21 protein-coding genes are annotated in these 24,779 nt (G+C 60.0%); 13 read left to right on the top strand and 8 right to left on the bottom strand.

What is annotated here, in order from left to right; genetic code table 11:
• Positions 1-152 precede the first annotated feature (152 nt).
• Together AC2GXZ_RS04875 and AC2GXZ_RS04880 are read right to left on the bottom strand one after the other, a co-directional pair.
• Entirely contained in the window at positions 153-728 is a 576-nt protein-coding gene (locus AC2GXZ_RS04875; protein WP_483757976.1) for a flavodoxin family protein, read from the bottom strand.
• 108 nt (positions 729-836) lie between these two features.
• Positions 837-1,175, bottom strand: a complete 339-nt coding sequence (locus AC2GXZ_RS04880; protein ID WP_483757977.1) for a DoxX family protein — start codon at positions 1,173-1,175, stop codon at positions 837-839.
• A gap of 133 nt (positions 1,176-1,308) precedes the next feature.
• On the opposite strand from AC2GXZ_RS04880, the gene AC2GXZ_RS04885 reads away from it, so the two are divergent.
• On the top strand, positions 1,309-1,887 hold the full coding sequence (locus tag AC2GXZ_RS04885) for a TetR/AcrR family transcriptional regulator (protein WP_483757978.1): 579 nt from the start codon (positions 1,309-1,311) through the stop codon (positions 1,885-1,887).
• 148 nt (positions 1,888-2,035) lie between these two features.
• On the opposite strand, the gene AC2GXZ_RS04890 is transcribed toward AC2GXZ_RS04885, so the two are convergent.
• Positions 2,036-3,424: a L,D-transpeptidase family protein gene (locus tag AC2GXZ_RS04890; protein ID WP_483757979.1), complete on the bottom strand. Its 1,389-nt coding sequence runs from the start codon at positions 3,422-3,424 to the stop codon at positions 2,036-2,038.
• A 191-nt stretch (positions 3,425-3,615) separates the two neighbouring features.
• Between AC2GXZ_RS04890 and AC2GXZ_RS04895 the strand changes: the two genes are divergently transcribed.
• The 4 genes from AC2GXZ_RS04895 to AC2GXZ_RS04910 all read left to right on the top strand — a co-directional run bounded on the left by AC2GXZ_RS04895 (position 3,616) and on the right by AC2GXZ_RS04910 (position 5,657).
• Complete coding sequence (locus AC2GXZ_RS04895; protein ID WP_483757980.1) at positions 3,616-4,455, top strand: DUF4432 family protein; 840 nt, start codon at positions 3,616-3,618, stop codon at positions 4,453-4,455.
• Positions 4,456-4,531: 76 nt separating this feature from the next.
• Positions 4,532-4,870 (top strand): protein tyrosine phosphatase family protein, encoded by a 339-nt coding sequence (locus AC2GXZ_RS04900; protein ID WP_483757981.1) that lies wholly within the window; start codon positions 4,532-4,534, stop codon positions 4,868-4,870.
• A 70-nt stretch (positions 4,871-4,940) separates the two neighbouring features.
• The gene (locus tag AC2GXZ_RS04905; RefSeq protein WP_483757982.1) at positions 4,941-5,282 is read left to right on the top strand and encodes a RidA family protein; all 342 of its coding nucleotides are present in this window, start codon (positions 4,941-4,943) and stop codon (positions 5,280-5,282) included.
• 33 nt (positions 5,283-5,315) lie between these two features.
• On the top strand, positions 5,316-5,657 hold the full coding sequence (locus tag AC2GXZ_RS04910) for a hypothetical protein (protein ID WP_483757983.1): 342 nt from the start codon (positions 5,316-5,318) through the stop codon (positions 5,655-5,657).
• A 92-nt stretch (positions 5,658-5,749) separates the two neighbouring features.
• Here the strand turns inward: AC2GXZ_RS04910 and AC2GXZ_RS04915 are convergent, their stop codons facing one another.
• The 5 genes from AC2GXZ_RS04915 to AC2GXZ_RS04935 are packed head-to-tail and all read right to left on the bottom strand — an operon-like array spanning position 5,750 to position 10,741.
• Positions 5,750-5,920: a hypothetical protein gene (locus tag AC2GXZ_RS04915; protein ID WP_483757984.1), complete on the bottom strand. Its 171-nt coding sequence runs from the start codon at positions 5,918-5,920 to the stop codon at positions 5,750-5,752.
• 11 nt (positions 5,921-5,931) lie between these two features.
• Positions 5,932-7,590, bottom strand: a complete 1,659-nt coding sequence (locus AC2GXZ_RS04920; RefSeq protein WP_483757985.1) for a thiamine pyrophosphate-binding protein — start codon at positions 7,588-7,590, stop codon at positions 5,932-5,934.
• Positions 7,587-8,777, bottom strand: coding sequence for a succinate--glutarate CoA-transferase (gene caiB, locus AC2GXZ_RS04925; protein WP_483757986.1), 1,191 nt, complete (start codon positions 8,775-8,777; stop codon positions 7,587-7,589). The genes AC2GXZ_RS04920 and caiB overlap by 4 nt, the downstream gene beginning before the upstream one ends.
• A gap of 2 nt (positions 8,778-8,779) precedes the next feature.
• Positions 8,780-9,745 (bottom strand): DMT family transporter, encoded by a 966-nt coding sequence (locus AC2GXZ_RS04930; protein WP_483757987.1) that lies wholly within the window; start codon positions 9,743-9,745, stop codon positions 8,780-8,782.
• Positions 9,746-9,799: 54 nt separating this feature from the next.
• A complete protein-coding gene (locus tag AC2GXZ_RS04935) occupies positions 9,800-10,741 on the bottom strand; it encodes an alpha/beta fold hydrolase (RefSeq protein WP_483757988.1) in 942 nt (313 codons plus the stop codon).
• Between the two features lie 126 nt (positions 10,742-10,867).
• Between AC2GXZ_RS04935 and AC2GXZ_RS04940 the strand changes: the two genes are divergently transcribed.
• From AC2GXZ_RS04940 to AC2GXZ_RS04975, 8 genes are all read left to right on the top strand, one after another.
• On the top strand, positions 10,868-12,673 hold the full coding sequence (locus AC2GXZ_RS04940) for a hypothetical protein (protein WP_483757989.1): 1,806 nt from the start codon (positions 10,868-10,870) through the stop codon (positions 12,671-12,673).
• Positions 12,674-12,791: 118 nt separating this feature from the next.
• The gene (gene ettA, locus AC2GXZ_RS04945; protein ID WP_483757990.1) at positions 12,792-14,441 is read left to right on the top strand and encodes an energy-dependent translational throttle protein EttA; all 1,650 of its coding nucleotides are present in this window, start codon (positions 12,792-12,794) and stop codon (positions 14,439-14,441) included.
• Between the two features lie 186 nt (positions 14,442-14,627).
• The gene (locus tag AC2GXZ_RS04950; RefSeq protein ID WP_483757991.1) at positions 14,628-16,991 is read left to right on the top strand and encodes a methyl-accepting chemotaxis protein; all 2,364 of its coding nucleotides are present in this window, start codon (positions 14,628-14,630) and stop codon (positions 16,989-16,991) included.
• Positions 16,992-17,159: 168 nt separating this feature from the next.
• Entirely contained in the window at positions 17,160-18,164 is a 1,005-nt protein-coding gene (locus AC2GXZ_RS04955) for an ArsR/SmtB family transcription factor (protein WP_483757992.1), read from the top strand.
• A 2-nt stretch (positions 18,165-18,166) separates the two neighbouring features.
• On the top strand, positions 18,167-19,060 hold the full coding sequence (metF, locus tag AC2GXZ_RS04960) for a methylenetetrahydrofolate reductase [NAD(P)H] (protein ID WP_483757993.1): 894 nt from the start codon (positions 18,167-18,169) through the stop codon (positions 19,058-19,060).
• Between the two features lie 647 nt (positions 19,061-19,707).
• Positions 19,708-20,361 (top strand): protein-L-isoaspartate O-methyltransferase family protein, encoded by a 654-nt coding sequence (locus AC2GXZ_RS04965; RefSeq protein ID WP_483757994.1) that lies wholly within the window; start codon positions 19,708-19,710, stop codon positions 20,359-20,361.
• A gap of 289 nt (positions 20,362-20,650) precedes the next feature.
• On the top strand, positions 20,651-21,538 hold the full coding sequence (locus tag AC2GXZ_RS04970; RefSeq protein ID WP_483757995.1) for a PopZ family protein: 888 nt from the start codon (positions 20,651-20,653) through the stop codon (positions 21,536-21,538).
• 142 nt (positions 21,539-21,680) lie between these two features.
• A complete protein-coding gene (locus tag AC2GXZ_RS04975) occupies positions 21,681-24,596 on the top strand; it encodes a valine--tRNA ligase (protein WP_483757996.1) in 2,916 nt (971 codons plus the stop codon).
• Positions 24,597-24,779 lie beyond the last annotated feature (183 nt).

Below are 24,779 nucleotides of genomic sequence, written 5' to 3' on the forward strand. Positions count from 1 at the left end.
AAAAAGCCCGACCCTTGCCGAAATGTGAAATAGGTTCTGTCGCAAAACTTGGGCTTTGCGACAACTCTGCGGCGCGGCGTCAGGAACCGGCATCAGTGGTGGTGCGACCACGTGAGCGAAGAGTTGCCAGCCGCCGCACCACCAATTGCAACTTACACAGATACGAACCGCTGCGCCGTCCTTGCCACGCGCTGGCCGTAAGCGCGTGCTGTTTCCAGATCTCCGGCAGACATTTCGCCTGGTGCCGCGTCGGCATCCGTTTGCGCCATAGGTCCGATGTAGGAACCCATGCGGTTTGCATCGTCCCGCTTCGACGCCTTCACGTTCGCAGGTTTGACGCCGAGGCTGACCCAGAGGCCGCCATGTTGTCCGGCGAGCAGGACGAAATACTGCAAGGTATTCAGCTTGTCGCCATTGAGGCTGGCGCTGTTGGTAAAGCCGCCGAAGACCTTGTCCTGCCATTTGCCGGAGAACCACGGCTTCGAGGAGGCATCGGCGAATTTCTTAAACTGCCAGCTTGGGCCACCCATATAGGTCGGCGAGCCGAAGATGATGGCATCGGCCGCGTCGAGGGCTGCCCATGCCTCTTCCGAGAGGTTGCCCTCGGCGTCGATCGCATGAAGGGCAGCGCCGGCCCCGTCGGCGACGGCTTGCGCCATTCGCTGTGTGTGACCGTAGCCTGAGTGATAGATGACGACGGTGCGCCTGATGGGTTTCGATGAGGTCATGATTGGCTCCTTAGGCCGTGGTTGACCGCTCCGCCCAGCCAAGGGCGGCACGGGTCTCATTCGAGAGAAGGTTTGTCGAAAACGGTCGTTTGTCCGACCGTGCGACGATCAGAGGTGGGGGCCGGCGGCAACAATCAGCAGCAGCAGGAACACGACCGGCGGCGGGATGTGGCGAAAGCTTCTCACGCGAACGACCGAGACAATTGCGGCAATCATGATGCAGGCGCCCAATACAGCGCCGACAAGGAAGGTTGCCGGAAATACGAGGAGGCAGGCCGTCGCGAATTCCAGCGCCGCCGTGAGCCAGCACCACCACGACGGAAATCCGTAACGCTTGAAATCGTCGCGGATCGATTGGGCGCCGTAGGCGTTGACGGCGCCGCCGATAAAAAAGGCGGCTGCGCCCAGCCACGTCGCGGCGGCGGAAACTGTTGTGAGGAGGGGCATCGAATTCATCTCGCGGTTCTGGCGAATTGCAAATTTCTATCGATGTGAAAATATCTAGCATCGATAGATTGTCAATCATTGTTTGGGGAATTGTTTGTTGCTATGGGTTACGCGAAAGATGAAGAGGGGCCTGATGGGGATCGCAGAACGTAAGGAACGGGCAAAAGGCGAGCGCGAACGTCGTATAGTCGATGCGGCAAGAATGCTCGCCGAGCGGGATGGCTGGGCGTCCGTTACCGTACGGCGCCTTGCGCAAGAGATAGAATACAGTCAGCCGGTTCTCTATGGTCACTTTGAAAATCGAGACGCCATTGTTGGCGCCGTCGCCCTGGAAGGGTTCGGGGAGTTGGGACCGACGCTCCGCGCGTCGGTAGGGCCGTCCGCTACTCCTTCAGAAGCGATGGAGGGCGTCGCAATTGCTTATCTGGATTTTGCGTTCGAACGGCCGGCCTTGTACGAGGCGATGTTCATCCTTCCGACTGGACTTCGTTTTGCGAAGTCCGACACGCCGGATGTCCTGCGGGAGACGTTCTGGGCCATGCTGGTGGTTGTCCAGCCGTTTTTCGATGACGCGGAGCTTGCCACGGAAACATTTTGGGCGACCCTGCACGGTCTGGCGGAACTTGAACGTCACGGCAGGATCAGGGCATCCTGCCGTAGAGAGCGTGTCAGGCAAGTCGTCTCGATGTTCTCTGGTCGGGGCGCTTGCTGACTGGCACATCTGCCATCGCTGACCATCCCCGAGGGCCGATGCGTCAAGGGGTGAGGGAGCCGGATCCACCTGGATTTCACCTGTCGATCAGGGGTAGGGGCGAAAACCCGCCATTATCGTTTGATCGTCATGTCAACGCGGCAGAGATTTATTCGACAAATTCCACCGTCGTTCCGGGCTTTACCATCTTGGCAAGCTCGGTCGCATCCCAGTTGGTCAATCGCACGCAGCCGTGGCTGTTGGTCTTGCCGATCTTCGAAGGTTCCGGTGTGCCGTGAATGCCGTAGGTCGGCTTCGACAGCGCGATCCAGACCGTGCCGACAGGACCGTTCGGGCCCGGTGGGATCTGCAGGATCTGGGTGTTGTTGCCCTGGGTGAAGTTGATCTTCGGATTATAGGTGTAACCGGGATTGAGCGCGATGCGCTCGACCGTGTGGGTACCTGACGGCGAGGGGGTATCGGATGAGCCGATGGTTGCCGGATAGGCGGCGATCAGATTGCCGTCGGCTCCATAGGCAAAGACCTGCTTGCGAGCCTTGTCGGCGATAATCCGTGTCACCTGGCCGGTCTTGGTCTGGCCGGGATTGACGACCTTGACGATCGTGCCGGGGATGGTGAAGTCGGCATTCGGGTTGAGCGCCTTGAGATACCCTTCGTCCATGTGGAACTGTTCGGCGAGCTTTTCCGTCACCGACGTATAAGCCATGGCGGGCAGGGCTGCCTTGTGGGCGTAATCCTCCGGGATTGAAGCGACGTAGGGGCCGGCTGCGTCTGAGGCGCTGATCGTGTAATCGACGATCGGCAGGCCGCCGGAATAGGCGAGGCGCTGCATGATCTCTTCGGAATTGTTCGGGTCGAGCGTCTCGCCGGTCATTTCCTGCCAGGCGGCCACAGCCTTGTTGACGTTGTCGCCGAGATGGCCGTCGATCACGCCCGGCGATATGCCTTCACGATCGAGAAAAACCTGCAGCGCAGCGATCTCGGCCTGAGGCTTCTTGGTGACGGTTATCACCGTCTTGTTCGGATGCAGGTCCTCGGCCTGCGAAGGATTGGGCTCCAGCGACGCTTCCTCCGAATAACCTTGGTCGGCATTCGGGATCTGCTGGTTGTCGAGTGGCATACGCGTCACCGAGCCGCCGATCGATCCGGTGACTGCACCGGGGTCATTCGGCCTGTACTGGCGATAGTCGCGATAGCCGCCCTGGTTGCCGTATTGTGACGGGTAGGTCTCGGCCTGGCGGTTGTAGCGATCGTTGCGCGGGGCGGCCGGGTATTGGTCGTAGCGTGGCTGGCTGTTGTCCTGCCGCATTTCGGTCGCGACGATGTTGCCATAGTGATCAAGATAGACACGGCGGCCGGCGCCATCACGGCTGACGATGATGTCGCGGCTGTTCGGGGTATAATCGAGGATGGCTCCGTCGGGGGCCACAAGGACTGCGCCGTTGCCATAACCATAACGGGACTGCGCTGCGGCAGGCTCGGCCAGCGATGCTGCGAAGACCAAAAGACTGATACTGACGAAGAAGGAGCGCTTCACGATCTCACCGATTATAATGTTGCCTGCTTAAGGTAATCGGGAATGAGGTTTCTTGGTTCCCGTTTGCTAAGTGCGATGACTGACAAGGTAAATTTGACGCTTCTAAGGAAGAATCCCAGTTTGCGATGAACGAACCATTAAATTTCGCTCACCCTTGGTAACCACGTTGTGAGCGTCAGGAGGAAATGCTCATGAAAACCTTCGCATCGGTGCTCGGGCCGCGGCTTTTGCTGGACGAAAGCTCGGTTCTCGACATCGGCAGCTGCTTCGTCAACGATATCGACATGGCGCCGGGCAGGGCCATACCCGACGACGGAGATGCGCGAATCGATCATTCGCTCGAAGGCTTCCTGTTTACCTGCGGCCCGGATCATATCCGTCATCCGGCTCCAATCGAGGGAGATGTGGACGGGAGGCAATATCCGCTGCACGGCTCGTTCTCGTCGCATCCCGCCGAGATCACCTTCTGGGAGATGCAAAACGAGGACGCGGAGTGTCATGCACATGTATCGGTCGTCACCGCGGATGGCGGGAGCGCACTCCTTGAACGGCACTGGAGGATCGACAGCGGTACCGGCGAAGTGTGCCTGCAGGACAGGGTGACGAATACCGGCGCCCGGCCGATGGCGCGGGTGCATATGTATCACATGAATATCGGCGCATGGCTGTTCGACGATCCTGTGCATCTGTCCGGCGCGATGCTCGATGGCGGGAGGATGCCCTGGGATTTCGGCCCGGAGCCGGGCAGCGTCGTCTGCGTGCCTGCCGCAAGGGAAGGTGAGGCATGGGCGGAGGTGGCGCTCGGGCCGATCGCCGCGATCGGCGGTTCGACGCTGAAAGTCCGGTTCAGGACCGATACCCTGCCTTATCTGCAGATCTGGCGAAACCAGAAGGCGCCGGCGCATGTGCTGGGCATCGAGCCCGTTTCGCACCGGTTGGCGAGCCGCAAGGAGCTGCAGCAAACGGGTGAATTGCAATGGCTGCAACCGGGCGAAGGTGTCGAATACGCGCTTCGTTTTGCTTTCGTCTGAGAAGCCGGCTTCTGTCGTTGACGCTCGTCGAGGCACCGCGTAATGCTTGCGCCCAACAAAAAATGGAGGTTGCGCCATGGATATCCGCCAGATCAACGACGAGTATTCCGTTTCCGGGCAGATCACCGTCGACGAACTGGACGAGATCAAGGCACTCGGCTTCAAGTCGCTGGTGTGTAACCGCCCCGACGAGGAAGAACCAGGCCAGCCGCATTACGCCGAAATCGAGGCTCGCGCCAGGGAACTCGGTCTTGAGATCCGCCATATTCCGGTCGGTCGCATGGGCCTGACGCCCGAAGGCGTAACCGAGATGGTCGACGCCGTGGAAGATCTGCAGAAGCCCATGCTGGGTTTCTGCCGCTCGGGCGCCCGCTCGACCGCGATCTACGAACAGGCCCTGCGTTTCAAGGGCTAACTGACCTTTTCGCGCATGGTGCGGCTCTCGCGCCATGCTTTCCCAAAGCTCAGCATTCAGGAGCATTCCCATGAGCATCAAGCGCATCGAACCCGGCGCCCGTATGAGCGGCGCCGTCGTTCACGGCAACACCGCCTATCTCGCCGGCCAGGTTGGCGACGGCGAAACCGTGACGGACCAGTGCAAGGACGCGCTCGCTGAAGTCGACCGCCTGCTCGCCGCTGCCGGTTCCGACAAGTCGAAGATCCTGCAGACCATTATCTATCTCTCCGACATGTCCTATTTCGGCGAAATGAACGCAGCCTGGGAAGCCTGGGTCGATCCGGCCAACACGCCGGCCCGCGCCACCAGCGAAGCCAAGCTGGCCGCTCCGAAATACAAGGTTGAATTCGTCGTTACAGCGGCGATCTGATATCGGGAGCCGCGGATGTTCAGAATAGGTCTGATGGCGATTTCAGTTGCCGGCAGCCTTTCGGCCGCCGCGGCCCAAGCCGATACCCTTCCGGCCATTCCGGCGGGATCGGAACTGGAAGTGGCCGGGCAGGCCCTGGTCTATGCACGCGCCTGCGATATTCGCTACAAGCGCCCTTCCATGGTCTGGGATTCGAAATCCCTTTTTCTGAAATATGCGAGCCAGACCTATGCCGATCCCAAAACGGTGACCGAGCAGGCTTTCAAGGACGCTCAAATCAAGACGACCCGCGCTTACGCCAAGGCGTCGAAGGAATTTACCGTCGAGTTCTGCACGCGGCTTGCCAAACTTTTCAAGCAACAGCTCGGACGATGATTTTGGATCGGTGACAGCCGACTTCGAATGATTGCAGTGTCAGACATGCGAAAGGGGCCGGATTTTTCCGGCCCCTTTGCTATTTCTGATGATTACGGCTCGCCGGGCGTCATGCCGAACAGATAAAAGGCCGCCAAGGCGATTGCGATGAGGAAGATCACGACGACAAAGGTCGACATGCCTCCCAGTGCTTTTCGTTTCGTTTCACTAGCCATGCCAAACAAACGGAGCTGTTGGCGGAAGGTTCCGAGATCTTTGAGCAAATGCTCACCGGTCAGCGTTTTTCGCGGATCTGTGTCAGGGTTCGTGCCGGGGTGATTGCTTCCGGATCGAGCCGGACTTCGATGATCGAGGGTTTGCCGCTCTCTTTGGCGCGCAGGTAAGCCGGCCCGAAATCATCGGTGTTTTCGACCAGTTCACCATGACCGCCGAAGGCTCTCGCATAAGCGACGAAATCCGGATTGACGAGATCGGTGCCGCTGACGCGGCCTGGATATTCCCGCTCCTGATGCATGCGGATGGTGCCGTAGATGCCGTTATTGACCAGAACCGTGATGATCGGCAGATCATAACGCACGGCCGTGATGAATTCCTGCCCATGCATCATGAAGCAGCCGTCGCCGGCAAAACAAATCACTTCACGTGCGGGGAAAAGCTGCTTGGCGGCCACCGCTGCAGGCAGGCCGTAACCCATCGAGCCGGAGGTCGGCGCGGATTGGGTGTTGTATTTGCGAAAGCGATGAAAACGGTGCACCCAGGTCGCATAATTGCCGGCACCATTGGTGAATATCGCGTCGTCGGGCACGTTTTTCTCGATCCATTCCATGATCGGGCCCATCTGCACCTTGCCGGGGCCGGTCTCGGGTGGCGTCGACCATTTGAGGTAGGCGTCGTGCATTGCCGATTTGCGCTCGGTCCAGAGCGGCAGGGCCGGGGGGTCCAGATCCCTGATCGCCGCGACGAATTCCGCCGGACCTGCGCAGATCGCCAGATCCGGACGATACATGCGACCGAGTTCCTGCGGGTCGGGGAAGACATGGACGAGCTTCTGGCTCGGATAGGGAATGTCGAGCAGGGTGTAGCCGGATGACGGCATTTCCGACATGCGGGCGCCGATGAGCACCAGCAGGTCGGAATCCCTGATCTCGCTGGCGAGCGCTGGATTGATGCCTATGCCGACATCGCCGGCATAGGACGGATGCAGATGATCGAACAACATCTGGCGGCGGAAGGAACAACCGACCGGCAGCTTGAAGCGGCTGGCGAATTCCTGGAAATCCGTGACCGCCTGCTCGCTCCATCGGGTGCCGCCGAGGATGACCATCGGCCGTCGCGCCTCTTTCAGCAGCCCTTCGAATTCGACGACCTGGCTTTTGCCGGGATGGCTTTCGACCGGCATGTAACGGCGGGCTTGCGGTGCCTCGACCTCTTCGACCAGCATGTCTTCTGGAAGCGTCAGCACGACCGGGCCGGGGCGGCCGGAGGTGGCGACGGCAAAGGCGCGGGTGACGAATTCGGGGATCCGGCGGGCATCGTCGATCTCGCCGACCCATTTGGCGAATTCGGTGAAGGCGCGACGGTATTCGACTTCCTGAAACGCCTCGCGCTCTTTCATGTCACGGCCGATCTGACCGACGAAAAGGATCATCGGGATCGAATCCTGCCTGGCGACATGCAGGCCGGCCGATGCATTGGTGGCGCCCGGGCCGCGGGTGACCATGCAGATGCCGGGTTCGCCGGTCAGCCGGCCCCAGCTGTCGGCCATCATCGCGGCTCCACCTTCCTGGCGGCACACCATGACCTCGATGCCGCTTTCATAAAGCGCATCGAGCACCGCAAGATAACTTTCGCCCGGAACGCAGGAAACGCGTTTCACGCCGTTTGCCTTCAGGGCCTCGACGATCAGCTGGCCACCGGTTTTCATAAGCGTCATTCCTCCTCCATTGCAGTCAGTTCCGCCAGTATCTCATCCGTGTGTTCGCCCAGTTTCGGGCTTGGACGATGATAGGCGAGCGGTGTTTCGGACAATACGATCGGGCTCCTCACGCCCGGAATGATCGTGCCGTCGGCAGACTCGAGGTCTACTCGCAATTGGCGCGCCTTGATCTGCGGATCCTCGAACATCTCGCCGATCGTGTTGATCGGTCCGACGGGAACCGCATTTTCCCCGCAGGCGGCCAGAAGATCGGCCTTCAGCCACTTCATTGTCTCGGCGATGAGCAGGCTGCGCACCTCTATGCGGTGGGCAACACGCGCCTTGTTGGTGGCGTAACGCTCGTCGTCGGCGACAGGTTCGATGCCGAGAATGCGGCAGAAGCGCCGGAACTGGCCGTCATTACCGACCGCGAGGATGACATATCCATCCTGAACCGGGATGACCTCATAGGGTGAGATGTTCGGATGGGCATTGCCGAGCCTGACGGGGGCAATGCCGGAAATCAGATAGTTCATGTTCTGATTGGCGAGAACCGAAGACATCACATCGAGAAGGGCCATGTCGACCCGCTGACCCTCGCCGGTCTTCATCGCATGGATCAGTGCGCTCTGGATGGCCGTGACGGCGTAGATGCCGGTGAATATGTCGGCGATCGCCACGCCGGCCTTCATCGGCTGGCCATCCGGTTCGCCGGTGATCGACATGAAGCCGGACATGCCCTGGACGATATAATCGTAACCGGCCAGCGCCGCATAAGGGCCATCCTGGCCAAAGCCGGTGATCGAGCAATAGACGAGCTTCGGGTTGATCGTCCTGAGGCTCTCGTAGTCGAGGCCGTATTTCTTCAAGCCGCCGATCTTGAAGTTTTCGATCAGCACGTCCGACTGCGCGGCCAGGCGGCGGATCACAGCCTGGCCTTCCTCGGTCTTCAGGTCGATGGCGATCGAACGCTTGCCGCGGTTGGTCGAATGGTAATAGGCGGCCGACAGGTTCTCGCCGTCATTGCTCTCGACGAAAGGAGGACCCCAGGCGCGCGTGTCGTCACCGCCTTCCGGGTTCTCGACCTTGATGACGTCGGCGCCCATGTCTGCCAGCATCTGGCCTGCCCAGGGGCCGGCCAGAACGCGGGCGAGTTCGAGAACACGGATGCCGGCGAGCGGCGGCTTCTTGTCGGCGATGTGCATGGTCAGGGGGCTACCGATGTCGTTTCGCTGGTGGTGACGGGTTTGATCGAGGCGACGCGGCTTTCACGCCAGATGATATAGAGGCCGGAGCCGATGATGATGGAAATGCCGAGCCATTTGATCGAATCGGGGAAGTCGTCAAAGACGAGCCAGCCGAAGAGGGTCGCCGATACGATCTCGAAATACTGGATCGGCGCGAGAACCGAGGCAGGCGCTGCGCGATAGGCGTAGACGCTGAACACGCCCGAGAGGGTGGCAAAGATGCCGACGCCGAGCAGCCATGTCAGAGTGGTGGGGTCCGGCAGAGAGGGGGCAAGGAACTCGACCCCTGCGGCGTCGCCAAGGAGAAGCAGGATCGCGCAGATCGGAACGCCCCAGAGCGCCATCTGGAACTGCATCGCCAAAGGGTCCTCGCGCTGGGACAGGGCGCGGGTCATCATGGCGAAGATGGCAATGCAGAAGGCGGTGACGACCGGCAGCAGCGCGATCGCGCCGATTTCCTGAAAGCTCGGGCGGATGACGATCATCGCGCCGATGAAGCCGACGGCGCAGGCCGTATAACGCCGCCAGCCAATCGTCTCCTTGAGGAATATGCTGGAGAGCACCGTGAGGATGATCGGCTCGACAAAGAAGATCGCGACCGCATCGGCCACCGGCATGACAGCGAGCGTGGCGACAAAGCAGATCATCGACAGGGCAACGACTGCCGCGCGGATGGCATGGAAAAAGCTCATGCGCCACGAAAACCTGCGCCACGAGCCGCTCCAGAGCACGAAGGGCATCATGCAAAGGCCCTGCAGGACGAATCGGGCCATGGTGATCATCATCGGTGAGGCGGTATCGGTGGCGAGTTTCGAAAACACGTCCATCAGCGGCGCGAGCAGCATGGCAAGGATCATCAGGCCGAGACCGGCAGTGATGCTGGCAGGCTGCGATACGGAGCGTGACGCGGAGGATGATGCATTCATGGCGTGGATATACCGGGGCGCGACTTTTTGCGCACTTGAAGAAAAGTCATGAACTCATTCCGTCGTCGTCGAGCCCTGCCTCACGGCTGAAGCGGCCCAGACGGCGAATTCGGCCGTCGCTTCGTGGCGAACAGTGTCGTTCAGGGTCTCATGCCGGGTATGCGGCCAGAACCGCGTCGTGACGTTGTTAAGGCCGTGTCTGCGGAAATGGCCGGAAAGCCAGAGTATTGCGCGGGCTTTGTCGGTTGCCGGGTCCTCACCGCCGCCAAGAAGATGAACGGGAAGATTTTTCGGCAGGCGTGAGGCGAGCTGTGGAGCGCGGAAGGTCATCTCGAAAAGATCGAGCCATAACGACACGCTGGCATCGAAACCGCAGAGCGGATCGGCGATATAGGCGTCCACCTCCGCCGGATCGTGGCTCAGCCAGTCGAACGGTGTGCGATGGCCGGGAATGCTGTCGCCCCAGGCGCCAAAGGTGAGGCGGGGCAGCAGACCGCTCGGCGTGTCGGAACCCTTCAAGGCCCGTTCGGCAAGAAGCAGGCCTTGTGCGGCGCGGCCGGCAAACCCCGGATTGAAGTTGGAATTCCATATGGCGAGGCCGTTAAAGGCCTTTGGATGATCGACCGCCGCGTTGAGCGCGATCAGCCCCCCCATGGAGTGGCCGAAGAGAACAACCGGCAGGTCGGGATGAGCCGCGGTCGCCTGTGTCCGTATGGCCATCAGATCGTCGATGACAGCGCGTCGGCCATCCTTCAGGGCAAAACGACCGATCGGAGCATCGGGCGCCGTCGTTTCGCCATGTCCGCGATGATCCCAGACATAGACATTGAACCCTTCGGCCGCCATGGCCGCGGAAAAGGCATGATAACGTTTCGAGTGTTCCGCCAAGCCATGGGAGATCAACAATATTCCGCGATCCGGTGCGGTAGCCGGCTGCATATGATAGGCAATTGCCGCGTCGCCTGCTGTGTGCAGGACCTGTCGCGTGGCGAACATGTTTCCTCCTCTAACCCCGTTCGTCAGTGTCGGTCGTGAGGTTTCGCAGACCGTGCAGTGTAGCGCAATCTTAAAGGCTTGCGCCTATCCCTGTTGCTGGGAAATGCGGGGGGCTGGACGATAAACATGGCACATCCGCGCATAGGACAGGACAGCAGCGCGACGAGTTCTTCTCGCTTCGGCCTGATGAATATCTATGTGACGGTTCTGCTTGCCGGCGCGGTGTTTTGCCTGTCCCGCCTGGAGAGCGCCCGGTTGTTTGTCGGGCAGGTCGACGACCGGATGCGCGAGCTGCAGATCAGGCAGCTGATCTTTGGTGGGGCCGACTGGTGGGACATGACGCTGCCGATGATCCGGAGCCCGGAGATTTATGCCTCTCCGTGGTCGCGGCTGGTCGATGCTCCTTACGTGCTGCTCAGCCATATGTTGGCGCCTTTTGTCGGCCGGGAGGAGGGGCTCTCCTTGGCCTTCAATCTCTGGCCGCCGATGATGTTTGCGATCTTCTGCCTGCAATGTGCGGCCATCTACCGACGCATCGGCCTGCCGGTGTTGCCTTCACCCTACTTGGTTCTGTCGATGTCGACGGTGCTGATGACCACGGCGCTTTGGGAATTCGTGCCCGGGCGTATAGATCATCACAACATGCAGCTCATCGCGCTTATGGCGATTATGCATGGACTTGTCCGCTGGGATCGCCGCGGCGGGCTACTGATCGGGATCGGCAGCCTGTTTTCAATAGCAATCGCCTTGGAAGGGCTGCCCTTTGTCGTTTTCGCCTTTGCCGGCCTGATCGGCGCTTTCCTTTTGCGGGTGGAAGGTGCTGCCGTCATCATCAGATCCGCGGCGATCGCGATCACGCTTCCATGCCTGCCATTGGCCTTCGTGCTGATCGGGCCGTCCGGGCTTTCGTCAACGCAATGCGATGCCTTTTCCGCGCCCTATATAACACTGCTTGTCGGCTTCGGCGCCATTCTGTGGACGGTTTCGGGCCCATTTGCCCGATCGAGGCCGGTCGTGAAGGTCCTCGTCATGGCTCTGCCTACGACAGCGTTGATGGCGGCTTTCGCGGTGATCTTTCCCGAATGTCTTGCCGGGCCCTACGGGATGATCGATCTCGTCTCGGCAAAATACTGGCTGGACAATGTCAGTCAGGAGCATGGTGCCCTCTACCTCGTCGGACAGGGCGAGCAGGCAATCATCGTGCATGCGGTGATTTTCGCAACGATCCTGACATGTGCGACGGCGGTGCTGTTCTTCCAACAGCGCCGGGACAAGGCGGGGATCATCGTTGTGCTTGCTGTCGCATGGGCGAGCCTCGCGTTGACGTTGATGCTCAGCCGATATGTCCGCTTCACATTCGCCTTCGCGCCGTTGTTTCTGCCGCTTGCGCTGCGGATCGTGACAGCGTCAGCCGGTGAGAACGGTTATTTCTCGATCATTCGGCGAGGAGCGCTGACATGCGTCGTCGCCTATGTGGCGATCGCGATCACAGTGGTGGTTCTGATCCCGAGGAAACTGATTCACGATACCGCTGTTTACATGATCTATGACGAATGTGCGGGGGCGGACTTCACGATGCCATCGGCAATGCCGCCGGGTATTGTCGTTTCCACACCGGCGATCTCGATGAAGCTGGTGTCGGTTCTGCCTGCGGGATTTTCCGTCTCGGCCGTCCCCTTTCACCGTGCATCCCCGGGGATGAAAAGGATGTTCGAGGCTTTCATGTCTTCTGATGGTGACGTTCGCCGCCGTGCATTGGCGCCATTCGATTATGTTGCCGCCTGCCGTTTTCCGCTTGATCGAGCGGAGGGGGCGGCACCCCTCTACCGAGCCCTATCTGCCGGGGAAGCGTGGCCAGGCCTTGTCCGGCTACCCATGGCGCAAGAAAATGCGTTGCAGTTCTTCCGTATCGATCATTCCGCCCTGCGTTGAGGCCGCTGAAGCGTCCATCGGGTTCAAAGCATGTGGTTTGCACACGGCATACATTGCCCCGCGGCCCGTCTTCGCCTACATAGCGGCAAACCGAATTTCCCCCGGAGCTCAATTATCGATGGCACGTCAGTTCATCTATCACATGTCGGGACTGAACAAGTCCTATGGCGCCAAGAAGATCCTCGAGAACGTCAATCTGTCGTTCTACCCGGATGCCAAGATCGGTATCCTCGGCCCGAACGGCGCCGGTAAGTCGACCGTCCTGCGCATCATTGCCGGCCAGGACAAGGAATTCACCGGTGAAGCCTGGCTCGCCGAAGGTGCGACCGTTGGTTACCTGGAACAGGAACCGCATCTCGATCCGGCCAAGAACGCCTTCGAGAACGTCATGGTCGGCGTTGCCGACAAGCAGGCCGTCATCGATCGTTACAACGAACTGATGATGAACTATTCCGACGAGACGGCCGACGAGGGCGCCAAGCTCCAGGATATTATCGACAGCCAGAACCTGTGGGATCTGGAACAGCAGGTCGAGATGGCGATGGAAGCCCTGCGCTGCCCGCCGAAGGATGCCGACGTTACGCTGCTGTCGGGTGGTGAACGCCGTCGTATCGCGCTTTGCCGCCTGCTGCTGTCGCAGCCGGACCTGCTCTTGCTCGACGAACCGACCAACCATCTTGATGCCGAAACCATCGCCTGGCTGGAAAAGCACCTGCGCGATTATCCCGGCGCCGTGATGATGATCACCCACGATCGCTACTTCCTCGACAACGTCACCGGCTGGATCCTCGAGCTCGACCGCGGCCGTGGCATTCCTTACGAAGGCAACTACTCGGCCTACCTGCAGGCGAAAGCCAAGCGCATGCAGCAGGAAAGCCGCGAAGAAGCCGGCCGCCAGAAGGCGCTGTCGCGCGAACAGGAATGGATCGCTTCCAGCCCGAAGGCGCGTCAGGCCAAGTCCAAGGCCCGTATCAAGGCCTATGAACAGCTGGTGGACGCAGCCGACGGTATCCGTCCCGGCGATGCGCAGATCATCATCCCGGTCTCCGAGCGTCTCGGCCAGGTGGTCATTGAGATGGAAGGCATCACCAAGGGCTTTGAAGGCCGCACTCTGATCAACGACCTGTCGATCAAGCTGCCGCCGGGCGGCATCGTTGGCATTATCGGCCCGAACGGCGCCGGCAAGACGACCCTGTTCAAGATGATCACCGGCCAGGAAAAGCCGGATGCGGGTAGTGTTCGTATCGGTGAAACCGTACATCTGGGTTACGTCGACCAGAGCCGCGATGCTCTCGACGGCAACAAGACCGTCTGGGAAGAAATCTCGGGTGGTGCAGAAGTCATCAAGCTCGGCAAGTTCGACATGAACTCCCGCGCCTATTGCGGCGCCTTCAACTTCAAGGGTGGCGACCAGCAGCAGAAGGTCGGCAATCTTTCGGGTGGTCAGCGTAACCGCGTCCACCTTGCCAAGATGCTGAAGGCCGGCGGCAACGTGCTGCTGCTCGACGAACCGACCAACGACCTCGACACGGAAACGCTGGGTGCGCTTGAAGGCGCGCTCGAAGCGTTTGCCGGCTGCGCCATCATCATCAGCCATGATCGCATGTTCCTCGATCGCCTGGCGACGCATATCCTGGCTTTCGAAGGTGATGGTCATGTCGAGTGGTTCGAAGGCAACTTCGAGGACTACGAACAGGATAAGGTCCGTCGTCTCGGCCCGGACGCTCTTAACCCGGGCAGCCAGTCCTACAAGCGACTGACGCGCTAACCAAGTCTATAAAGGGAAGTCCAAGTCTTAATTTCCCTTTTTCCTATATGTTCAATAACAACGCCTTGCAATTCAAAGTTGCGAGGCGCTGTTGTTTGCAGTGTATACTTGAATTTCGGAGGTTTTATTAAAATTTTAATTGGATGAGGCCAGATTTACCGCACTGCAACATAAGTGGGTGCTGGCATGTTATCTATCCGCAATTCTCTCACCGGCGCATTCGTGGTCGTCAGCGTGACGCTGGCCGGCGTTGTCGCGAAATCGACATTCGATGCCTATTCGACCTATCAGTCTCAAGTTGCCGCAGCCGATCTGGCGCAGGTGGACAAGGCGCTCTTCAATGCGCTTTTGAGTTTCCGCAGCGAGCGCGGCGATACCGGCACCGCTTTTCAGCTGCCGCGCTCTTCGGTTGCCGCAACGATGGAGAGTGTCAAGGGCTCGCGGGCGAAGGTGGATGCCGCAATGGCAGAGGCCGCTACCGCCATGGCCGATGTCGAGGCATCCGACCTCAAGTCTTCGTTCGGCGGGATGAAATCGGTTTATGATCGCGTCGTGGCGCAGAGAAAGCAGATCGATGACGCGCTGGCGCTTGAGCCTGCTGCTCGTCCTGCGGATCTTGCCGCGCAGTCCTTCGGTCTCGGCAGCGATTACCTGACGGCTCTGGAAAAGGCGTCTGTCAGTGCGGAGAATGCCATTCGCGATGCCGATCCTTCCATGGTGGCGCTGGTTCAGACCCGTGCACTTGCCTGGGCGGCGCGTGCCAATGGCGGAACCTCCGCGGTCGTCATGAACGGCCCGATCACCGAAGGGCGCCCCTTTGCCGGTGACGAGGCTTTCAAGGTTGCTGCCGGCGATGCCGCCATGAAGCTTGCCTGGGATTCTGTCCGGATATTGGTCGGTCATCCCAGCGCACCCGCCTCTTTGAAGGGCGCACTTGCCGATGCGGAGCAGGGATATTTTGCCGGTGACTTTGCGGCATGGCGCGCCAATGTCGTCAGCAAGCTGCAGGCCGGTCAGGTCAGCCCGGTCGGCATCGACGAGTGGCGGCCGAAGATCACTTCGGCGCTCGGCAACGTTGCCGCCGTTGCCTCACTGGCCATGGACCAGCTCGTCGCGCAGGCCGCCGTGCAGAAGGATGCGGCGCTCTGGTCGCTCGCCAGCTATGCCTCGCTTTTCCTGCTGGCCGTCGTCATCGCGCTCGTTGGCATGTATATCGTCATCGGCCGCGTCGTCAGGCCTATTTCGCGCCTGACGGACTGCATGGGCGAGCTTGCCTCCGGCAAGCTGGACGTCGATGTTGCCGGTGCCGGACGTGGCGACGAGATCGGTGCGATGGCCCGATCGGTCGAAGTGTTCCGTCAGGCAGCCATCCGCAACAAGCAGCTTGAAGACGAGGCCGAAGGCAATCGCCAGACCGCAGAGCGGGAAAAGGCCGAGCTGCAGGCGCGGGCGGAAGCGGAAGCGGAAGCCCGTCTCACGCAGGCCACCGGCCAGTTGGCGGCCGGCCTGCGGCTTCTGGCCGATGGCGACATGACCTGCGAGATCCATGAGCATTTCGCGCCGCAGTTCGAGGCCTTGCGGGCCGACTTCAATACGTCGGTCGTGCAGTTGCGGCGGGCGTTGAGCGGTGTCGGCGATGCGGTTGCGACCGTAGCGGGCGGTTCGAATGAGATCTCGGAGGCCTCCGACACGCTTTCCAAGCGTACCGAACAGCAGGCGGCCTCGCTGGAGGAAACCGCTGCCGCTCTCGAACAGATCACCTCCAATGTCGTCAACACTTCCAAGCGTACCGGCGAGGCCCGCGATGTTGTGCGCGACGCGACGGCGAGGGCGGATAAATCGGGCGAGGTCGTGCGCGATGCCGTCGCGGCCATGGAGCGGATCGAAGCATCGTCGCAACAGATCAGCCAGATCATCGGCGTGATCGATGAGATCGCCTTCCAGACCAACCTCCTGGCGCTGAATGCCGGTGTCGAGGCAGCGCGTGCCGGTGAAGCCGGCAAGGGCTTTGCGGTCGTGGCGCAGGAAGTTCGCGAACTTGCGCAGCGGTCGGCCAATGCGGCCAAGGAAATCAAGTCGCTGATTTCCAACTCGGCGGTCGCGGTCGGCGAGGGTGTGAAGCTGGTCAGCGATACCGGCGACGGTCTCACCCAGATCGCCGAACTGGTGCTGGTGGTCAATCGCCATATGGATGCGATCGCCACGGCCGCGCAGGAACAGTCCGTCGGTCTGTCGCAGATCAACACCGCCATCAACCAGATGGATCAGGCGACCCAGCAGAATGCCGCCATGGTCGAGGAAATGAGTGCGGCCGGCGCCGGACTGGCGCAGGAAAGCACCAACCTCAAGGGGCTGCTTTCCAGCTTCAATCTCGGCACCGCCGCCGCAACCGGCGGGCTGCGCAATACCGCCTCGCAGATGCGCGCGGCTGCACCGCAGGCCCGCCCGGCAGCTCAGCCGGCCTATGCTCCGAGAACATCGGCTCCGGTGGTACGCTCGAGAGGTGGTGCTGCAGCAGCGGTTGTGTCCGACGACTGGCAGGAGTTCTAAGGTCTTCGGCGCGATGCCGCAGGCATCTGCAAGTCCTGAAATTTGATTGGGGTGGCGGCAACGCCGCCCTTTTCTTTTTCAAGCTGTTGACGTAGTGACTTGCAGCTTGCAAGTTCATCCGAAATCACATAAAGATATCTTTATATGTTGATTGCCAAGGATGGATGAATGTCGCTACCGCTCGATACGCTGGTGGACGTGTTGAAAACGGTCGGGGAACCGACACGTTTCCGGCTGCTTGCGCTTCTTTCGCGCGGCGACCTGACGGTGACCGATCTTACCGAAATCCTTGGCCAGTCACAGCCCCGGATTTCGCGTCACCTGAAGCTTCTGACCGAAGATGCGCTGATCGATCGTTACCAGGAAGGCGCCTGGGCATATTTTCGCCTGCGCCGTGACGAAGCGGGGGCTACGCTGGTCCGCACCCTTCTTGATGCGGCTGCTTCCGATGACCCGGTGCTGGTGAGGGATGGCGAGCGGCTCCAGTCGGTCAAACGGCAGCGGGCGGAGCGCGCACAGGCCTATTTCAGCCGCAACGCTTCCGAGTGGGACGAGTTGCGGCGGCTGCATGCGAGCGATTCAGCGGTCGAACAGGCCCTGCTGCGTCTTGTCGGCACGACTCCGATCGATTCGCTGCTCGATCTTGGAACGGGTACCGGCTGGATATTGCAATTGCTTGCGCCGCGTTATCGGCGCGCCATCGGGGTGGATGCGAGCCGCGACATGCTGTCTGTGGCACGCGCCAACCTCGACAAGGCTGGCATCGTCAAGGCTTCCGTCCGGCATGCGGATATCCTCAACCTGCCGCTCGAAGGCCAGGATTTCGATGTCGTCACGATCCACCAGGTGCTGCATTTTCTCGATCAGCCGGAGCTGGCGATCGGTGAGGCGGCGCGGATACTCAGGCCGGGAGGGCGGCTGTTGATCGTCGATCTGGCGCCGCACAAGCTGGAGCATCTGCGTGAGGAACACGCCCATGTCCGCCTCGGTTTTTCGCATGAGATGATCAGTGACTGGCTCGATAAGATCGGTCTTTCGGTCGAAAAGACGATCGACATAGCGCCCGAGCAGGACGAGGGCCTGACCGTAACAATATGGCTGGCGAAGGATCGCCGCATGCTGATTGCCGATGCCCAGCCGGCAGCAGCGATTTCTGTTTTCCAGGAAGGGTGATCATGAACGACAAGACCAAAAAACAGCAGTTCGAGATCTCCTTCGAGTTCTTTCCGCCGAAGTCGGAGGAGATGGAAGCCCAATTGTGGGAGACGGTCGAACGTCTGGCGCTGTGGCAGCCCGAATTCGTCACCGTGACCTATGGTGCGGGCGGTTCCACGAAGGAGCCGACGCTTTCGGCGGTGACCAAGATCGTCGACGGCACGAAAATGCCGACTGCCGCGCATCTGACCTGTGTCGATGCGTCAAAGGACGAGGTTCGCGCCGTCATCGAGGAATATCGAGCGGCGGGCGTACGCCGTATCGTGGCATTGCGCGGCGATCCTTCGGCGGGCATCGGCACGGTCTATACACCGCATCCTGAAGGGTTCCAGCAGACTGCGGATCTGGTTCGGGCGCTTGCTGACTATGGCGACTTCGATATTTCTGTTTCCGCCTATCCGGAAAGGCACCCCGAGAGCCCCGATATGGCGGCCGATATCGATGTGTTGAAGCGCAAGGCGGATGCGGGTGCAACGCGGGCGCTGACCCAGTTCTTCTTCGACAACCAGGTTTTCGCCAGATACATGGACGCCGTTTCTGCCGCCGGGATTACCTTGCCGGTAATACCGGGCATCATGCCGATCCAGAACCTGACGCAGCTGAAGCGTTTTTCGAAGCGCTGCGGCGCTTCCGTCCCGAGCTTTCTGGACGACCGGTTCGAAGGGCTGGACGAAAAGCCGGAGGAACGTGCCAAGGTTGCTGCAGAGGTTGCCGCCGAACAGATCGAGGATCTCGGCCGGCTCGGATTTTCGCATATCCATCTCTACACGATGAACCGGTCGCCGCTGATCTCGGCTGTGCTGGACAATATCGGCTACAAGCCGGAAGCCGCGAAAGCAATTGCGGCTGCGTGAACCACAAAAGAAAAAACGCATGCTCGACGGAGCATGCGTTTCTCGAAATTGTGGTCCATATCAAACGGTATTGGATGCAAGATACGACCGATAGTCGGATGGTCTAGATGAACAGCATCGAAGCCACAAATACAAAGGCTGCACTGACTATCAGGAGATTGAGGGGGTAAGTTCTTCCCATGTCTGCCTCCTTGCGTTGACTGCCGGAGTTTATGTCGCTTCTGTGTCAATTGGGAAGCGGAATCTTGTGCTGCAGCGCAACTCCGGTGGGTCGCCGCCAAGGTCTGAATTATCCTATCTATCTGTTTTAACGAATAAAATCGAGAATTAACAAAGGTTTCCGGCTCGTTAAATTTCTCCATTATCCTGTTAACGGCCGACATTTTTCGTGAGTTTTGGGTGCCGTATCTCTGCCGTTCGGGCCGCTCTTTTGCGCCTGCGAAGGGTGCTTCGGACTGTTCTAATATCGATTTGCTGGCGGCTGGTCGCGATCAGGATGACCGCGTGTCGGGGAGGATTTCACATCCGGATCAGGCAACCGTCGTGGGCTTTTTTCCGATGGGTGCTTTCGCTGCTTGAAACCACCAGCACTCGCCAGTAAGACGGGTGGGTGACCAGTCGATCAGACCGTATTCGAGGCGCAGGACATGATAGATTTCGAGGCCGCCCGGGTTAAGATGGTGGAAAGCCAGATCCGGACAACTGACGTGACATCGCATTCCGTTCTGCGAGCCTTTCTTTCGGTTCCGCGCGAGGCGTTCGTACCGGAAAAGGTGAGGGCACTGGCCTATGCGGATGCGGATATCCAGCTTGCTCCCGGCCGATACATGATGGATGCATCGCCGCTGGCAAAGCTGCTGCAGGCGGCTTCGATCTCCAAGGATGACCGGGTTCTGGATGTCGGCGCGGGAAGCGGTTATGTCGCCGCCCTTCTGTCGCAGCTTGCCGGGTCGGTCATCGCTCTGGAAAGCGACGCGGGCCTCGTCGAAGACGCGCGCCGGAACCTTTCATCGTTCGACTGTCCAAATGTCGAGGTCGTCGCCGGCGATCTGGCAAAGGGTTCTGCGGCCAAAGCCCCTTATGATCTGATTTTCGTCGATGGTGCGATCGAAGAGGTGCCGGCTTCCCTTCTCGACCAGCTCGCAGAAGGTGGACGTCTTGTCGCGGTTGTCGGTTATGGCAACTCGGCCGAGGCAAAGATGCTGCTTCGCGAACATGGCGCTATTTCGGAAAGCTCGCTTTTCAACCTCTCCGTCAAGCCTCTGCCCGGTTTCGTGAAGGCCAAGGAATTCGTGTTCTGATTTTTTCGGAGGTGAATTCCTGAAGGCAACGACGTGCTTTGGGCCTCGGATGTGGCCTGGGACGCACTGAATGAGTGAAGGGGGCGTCTGGCGCCTCCTTTTTTATTGCGGTTATTTTCGCATTTTTTGCAGCAAGCTGTTGCGTCACGGATTCAGACAGGCGCAAAATCTGTGTATCGCCGCGACTCACGCTCCGCCTCTCATTGTGTCTGAGCGTCGAGTGCCTACAGTAAGGCGAGTTCGGCTCCGATCGGTGGAGCCAAAGACACTCGGCAATTACGAGGACGAAATGGCTCAGCCAAATGTAGCGCGCGAACCCTCCATGGAGGAGATCCTGGCCTCGATCCGCAGGATCATCGAAAGCAACGATCCGACGACGGACGCCGCTGCGCTTCATGCCGTTCCCTCGGCATTCGCTGATGAGGACATGGACGATTTCCAGGAAACGGCGTTCGTCCCCGATGTCGTGGCGAATGATCCGGGCCTGCCGCGGCAGCCGGAAGCATTTACTGCGCCCGAACCGGCGATGGCTTCCGTTCCGGCGGAAAAGTCGATGTCGCTGGCCGATGTGGCAGCACGCGTGCGGGCGGCTTCGGTGCGTCACCAGGAAATGGCCTTGTCCCGGCCGGTCCCGCATTTCGAAGAGCCTGAGGCTTCTGCCCAGACATCGGTTATGGCAGGTGATGAATTCGTGGCGCCGGTCGCTTTCCGGGAAACGTCCGCATCCGTGGTCTCCCTCCCCATGCCGGAACTGCGTCCCTCGTTCGGCGAGGCCGCCGATCGCGACCTGCCGTCGATGATCGATCCGGCTCCGGTTGTATCCGAGCAGCCGGTGGCACCGGAGACTGTCGAAATTCCGGAACCTGCGACATTTGCCGCCTTGCCCGAAATGGTCGAGACGCCGGCTGTTGCCGAAGAGGCCAACTCTGTTCCTGCCGGTACGTCGATTGCGGCAATGGCCGGCCTGCTTTCCGAGGCGGCCGGCGCCCAGGTGGCAAGGTCGTTTGGTGAACTCGCCGAGGTCTTCGACGGGCTGGAACGCCGCTCGGTCGAGGATATGGCGCAGGAGATGCTCCGTCCGATGCTGCAGGAATGGCTGGATGACAATCTGCCGACACTGGTCGAGCGCCTCGTGCGGGAAGAGATCGAACGTGTGGCGCGCGGACCGCGCCGCTAGTCGGGCCGTTAAATCGCCGCACACGCGTGGTTAGATAGAGCCGCTCCGGCACCGGGGCGGCTTTTTTATTGACTTACGGCGCCCCACATCTTTAACAACCGCCAATACCTTTTCAGACAATACAAAAAAAACGGGTCAGGAAATGCTCGAGAAGACCTACGATTCCGCCGCCGTCGAACCGAAGATCGCGAAAGCCTGGGACGATGCCGATGCCTTCCGCGCCGGTGCCAATGCCAAGCCGGGTGCGGATACTTTCACCATCGTCATCCCCCCGCCGAATGTCACCGGTTCGCTGCATATGGGCCATGCGCTCAATAATACGCTGCAGGACATCATGGTCCGCTTCGAGCGGATGCGCGGTAAGGACGTGTTGTGGCAGCCGGGCATGGACCATGCCGGTATCGCGACGCAGATGGTGGTCGAGCGCCAGTTGGCCGAACGCCAGCTTCCGGGCCGTCGCGAGATGGGTCGCGAAGCTTTCGTCAACCGTGTCTGGGACTGGAAGGCCGAATCCGGCGGGGTGATCTTCAACCAGCTGAAGCGCCTCGGCGCTTCCTGCGACTGGTCGCGCGAGCGCTTCACCATGGACGAGGGCCTGTCCAAGGCGGTGCTCGAGGTCTTCGTCACGCTCTACAAGGAAGGCCTGATCTATCGCGGCAAGCGGCTGGTCAACTGGGATCCGAAATTCGAGACGGCGATTTCCGATCTCGAAGTCGAGTCCAGGGAAGTCGACGGCCATATGTGGCACTTCAAGTACCCGCTGGCCGGCGGCGAGACCTATACCTATGTCGAGAAGGATGCCGACGGTAACGTTACTCTTTCGGAAGAGCGTGATTATATCTCGATCGCCACGACGCGGCCGGAAACCATGCTGGGCGATGGCGCGGTTGCCGTTCATCCCTCCGATGAACGTTATGCGCCAATCGTCGGCAAGCTCTGTGAAATCCCGGTTGGGCCGAAAGAACATCGCCGCCTGATCCCGATCATTGCCGACGAATATCCGGAACCGGATTTCGGTTCGGGTGCGGTCAAGATTACCGGTGCACATGATTTCAACGACTATCAGGTCGCCAAGCGCAACAAGATCCCGCTTTATCGACTGATGGATACGACGGCATCGATGCGCGACGATGGCGAAACCTATGCCGAATGCGCCGCAAAGGCTCAGTCGATCACCAAGTCCGGCGAATTGCCGAGCGAAAACGATGTCGACGAGATCAACCTCGTGCCGGAAGAATATCGTGGCCTTGACCGGATGGCGGCGCGCACCAAGATCATCGATGCGATCAATGCCGAAGGTCTGAGCGTCACCATCAAGGACGCCGAGGGCAACGACATTCCCTTCGTCGAGAAAAAGAAGATCATGCAGCCGTTCGGCGATCGCTCCGGCGTCGTCATCGAACCGATGCTGACCGACCAGTGGTTTGCCGACGCCAAGACACTGGCCGAGCCGGCAATCGCTTCGGTCCGCGAAGGCCGCACCAACTTCGTTCCGAAGAACTGGGAGAAGACCTATTTCGACTGGATGGAAAACATCGAGCCGTGGTGCATTTCGCGCCAGCTCTGGTGGGGCCACCAGATCCCGGCCTGGTACGGTCCGGATGGCCAGTGCTTCGTCGAAAAGACCGAGGAAGAAGCGCTTGACGCAGCCGTCCAGCATTATCTGGCGCATGAAGGGCCATGGAAGGCCTGGGTTCAGGAGAAGCTCGAAAACTTTGCGCCGGGCGAAATCCTGACCCGCGACGAAGACGTGCTCGACACCTGGTTCTCGTCTGCGCTGTGGCCATTCTCGACGCTTGGTTGGCCGGACAAGACGCCGGAACTGGCGCGCTATTATCCGACCAACGTTCTGGTTACCGGTTTCGACATCATCTTCTTCTGGGTTGCCCGGATGATGATGATGGGCATGCATTTCATGAAAGACGCCGAAGGCAATCCGGTCGAGCCGTTCAACACCGTTTATGTCCATGCGCTGGTGCGCGACAAGAACGGTCAGAAGATGTCGAAGTCGAAGGGCAATGTCATCGACCCGCTCGACCTGATCGACGAATATGGCGCAGATGCGCTGCGCCTCACGCTGGCCGTCATGGCGGCGCAGGGACGAGACGTGAAGCTCGATCCGGCCCGCATTGCCGGTTACCGGAACTTCGGTACGAAGCTCTGGAACGCCACCCGTTTCGGCGAGATGAATGGCGTCTCCCGCGACCCGTCGTTTGCGCCGGATGATGCGAAGCTTACGGTCAACCGCTGGATCCTGACCGAGCTGTCGAAGACGGTTGATGAAGTCACGACCGCGATCGAGACGCACCGTTTCAACGAGGCAGCCGGTGGCCTCTACCGTTTCGTCTGGAACCAGGTCTGCGACTGGTATGTCGAACTTCTGAAGCCGGTGTTCATGGGCGAGGACGAGCAGGCCAAGGCGGAAGCCCAGGCCTGCATGGCCTATGTCATGGAAAAGACCTATGCGCTTCTGCACCCGTTCATGCCGTTTATGACGGAAGAACTCTGGGCGCATACGACAGAGCGCGACGGTCTTCTGGCACATGGTGACTGGCCGGCTGCCGATTTCGGCGACGAGGATGCTGCCGGCGAGATCAACTGGCTGGTCGATCTCGTCTCCGGCCTGCGTTCGGCGCGGTCCGAAATGAACGTGCCGCCATCTGCCACGGCACCGCTGATCGTTGTCGGCGCCAATGAGGTGACGGCTTTCCGCATGCGTCGCCACGAAGCTGCGATCAAGCGGCTGGCGCGCGTCGAAAGCATCGAACCGGCAGAGGCGGCACCGAAGGGAGCCGCCCAGATCATCGTCGGGGAAGCGACCGTCTGCCTGCCGCTTGGCAACCTGATCGATCTCGTCGCCGAAAAGGCCCGTATCGAAAAGGCGATCGTCAAGACGGAACAGGAAATGGAGCGCTTGAACAAGAAGCTCTCCAACGAGAAGTTCATTGCCAATGCCGACCCTGAAGTGGTCGCAGCCGACCGCGAGCGTTATGCCGAACTTGAAGTTCAGCTCGCCAATCTGAAGATCGCAGTGATGCGGATTTCCGAAGCCGGCTGAGAATTCCTCCATTTTTCCAATGAGATGCCGTGCCCGGAAACGGGTGCGGCATTTGCTTTTTCAAAGAGCTGTTGATCAGTAGCTAAATTAGCGAATTGTGCAGTCGCTCAGTGGGAGAAAGGTGCGCTGTTGCGTCGTTGCCACAGAGACGTGTTCCCACAACATAAAATTCTAGCGCTAGCT

The organism is Aliirhizobium sp. YIM B11859 (genome assembly GCF_057163345.1).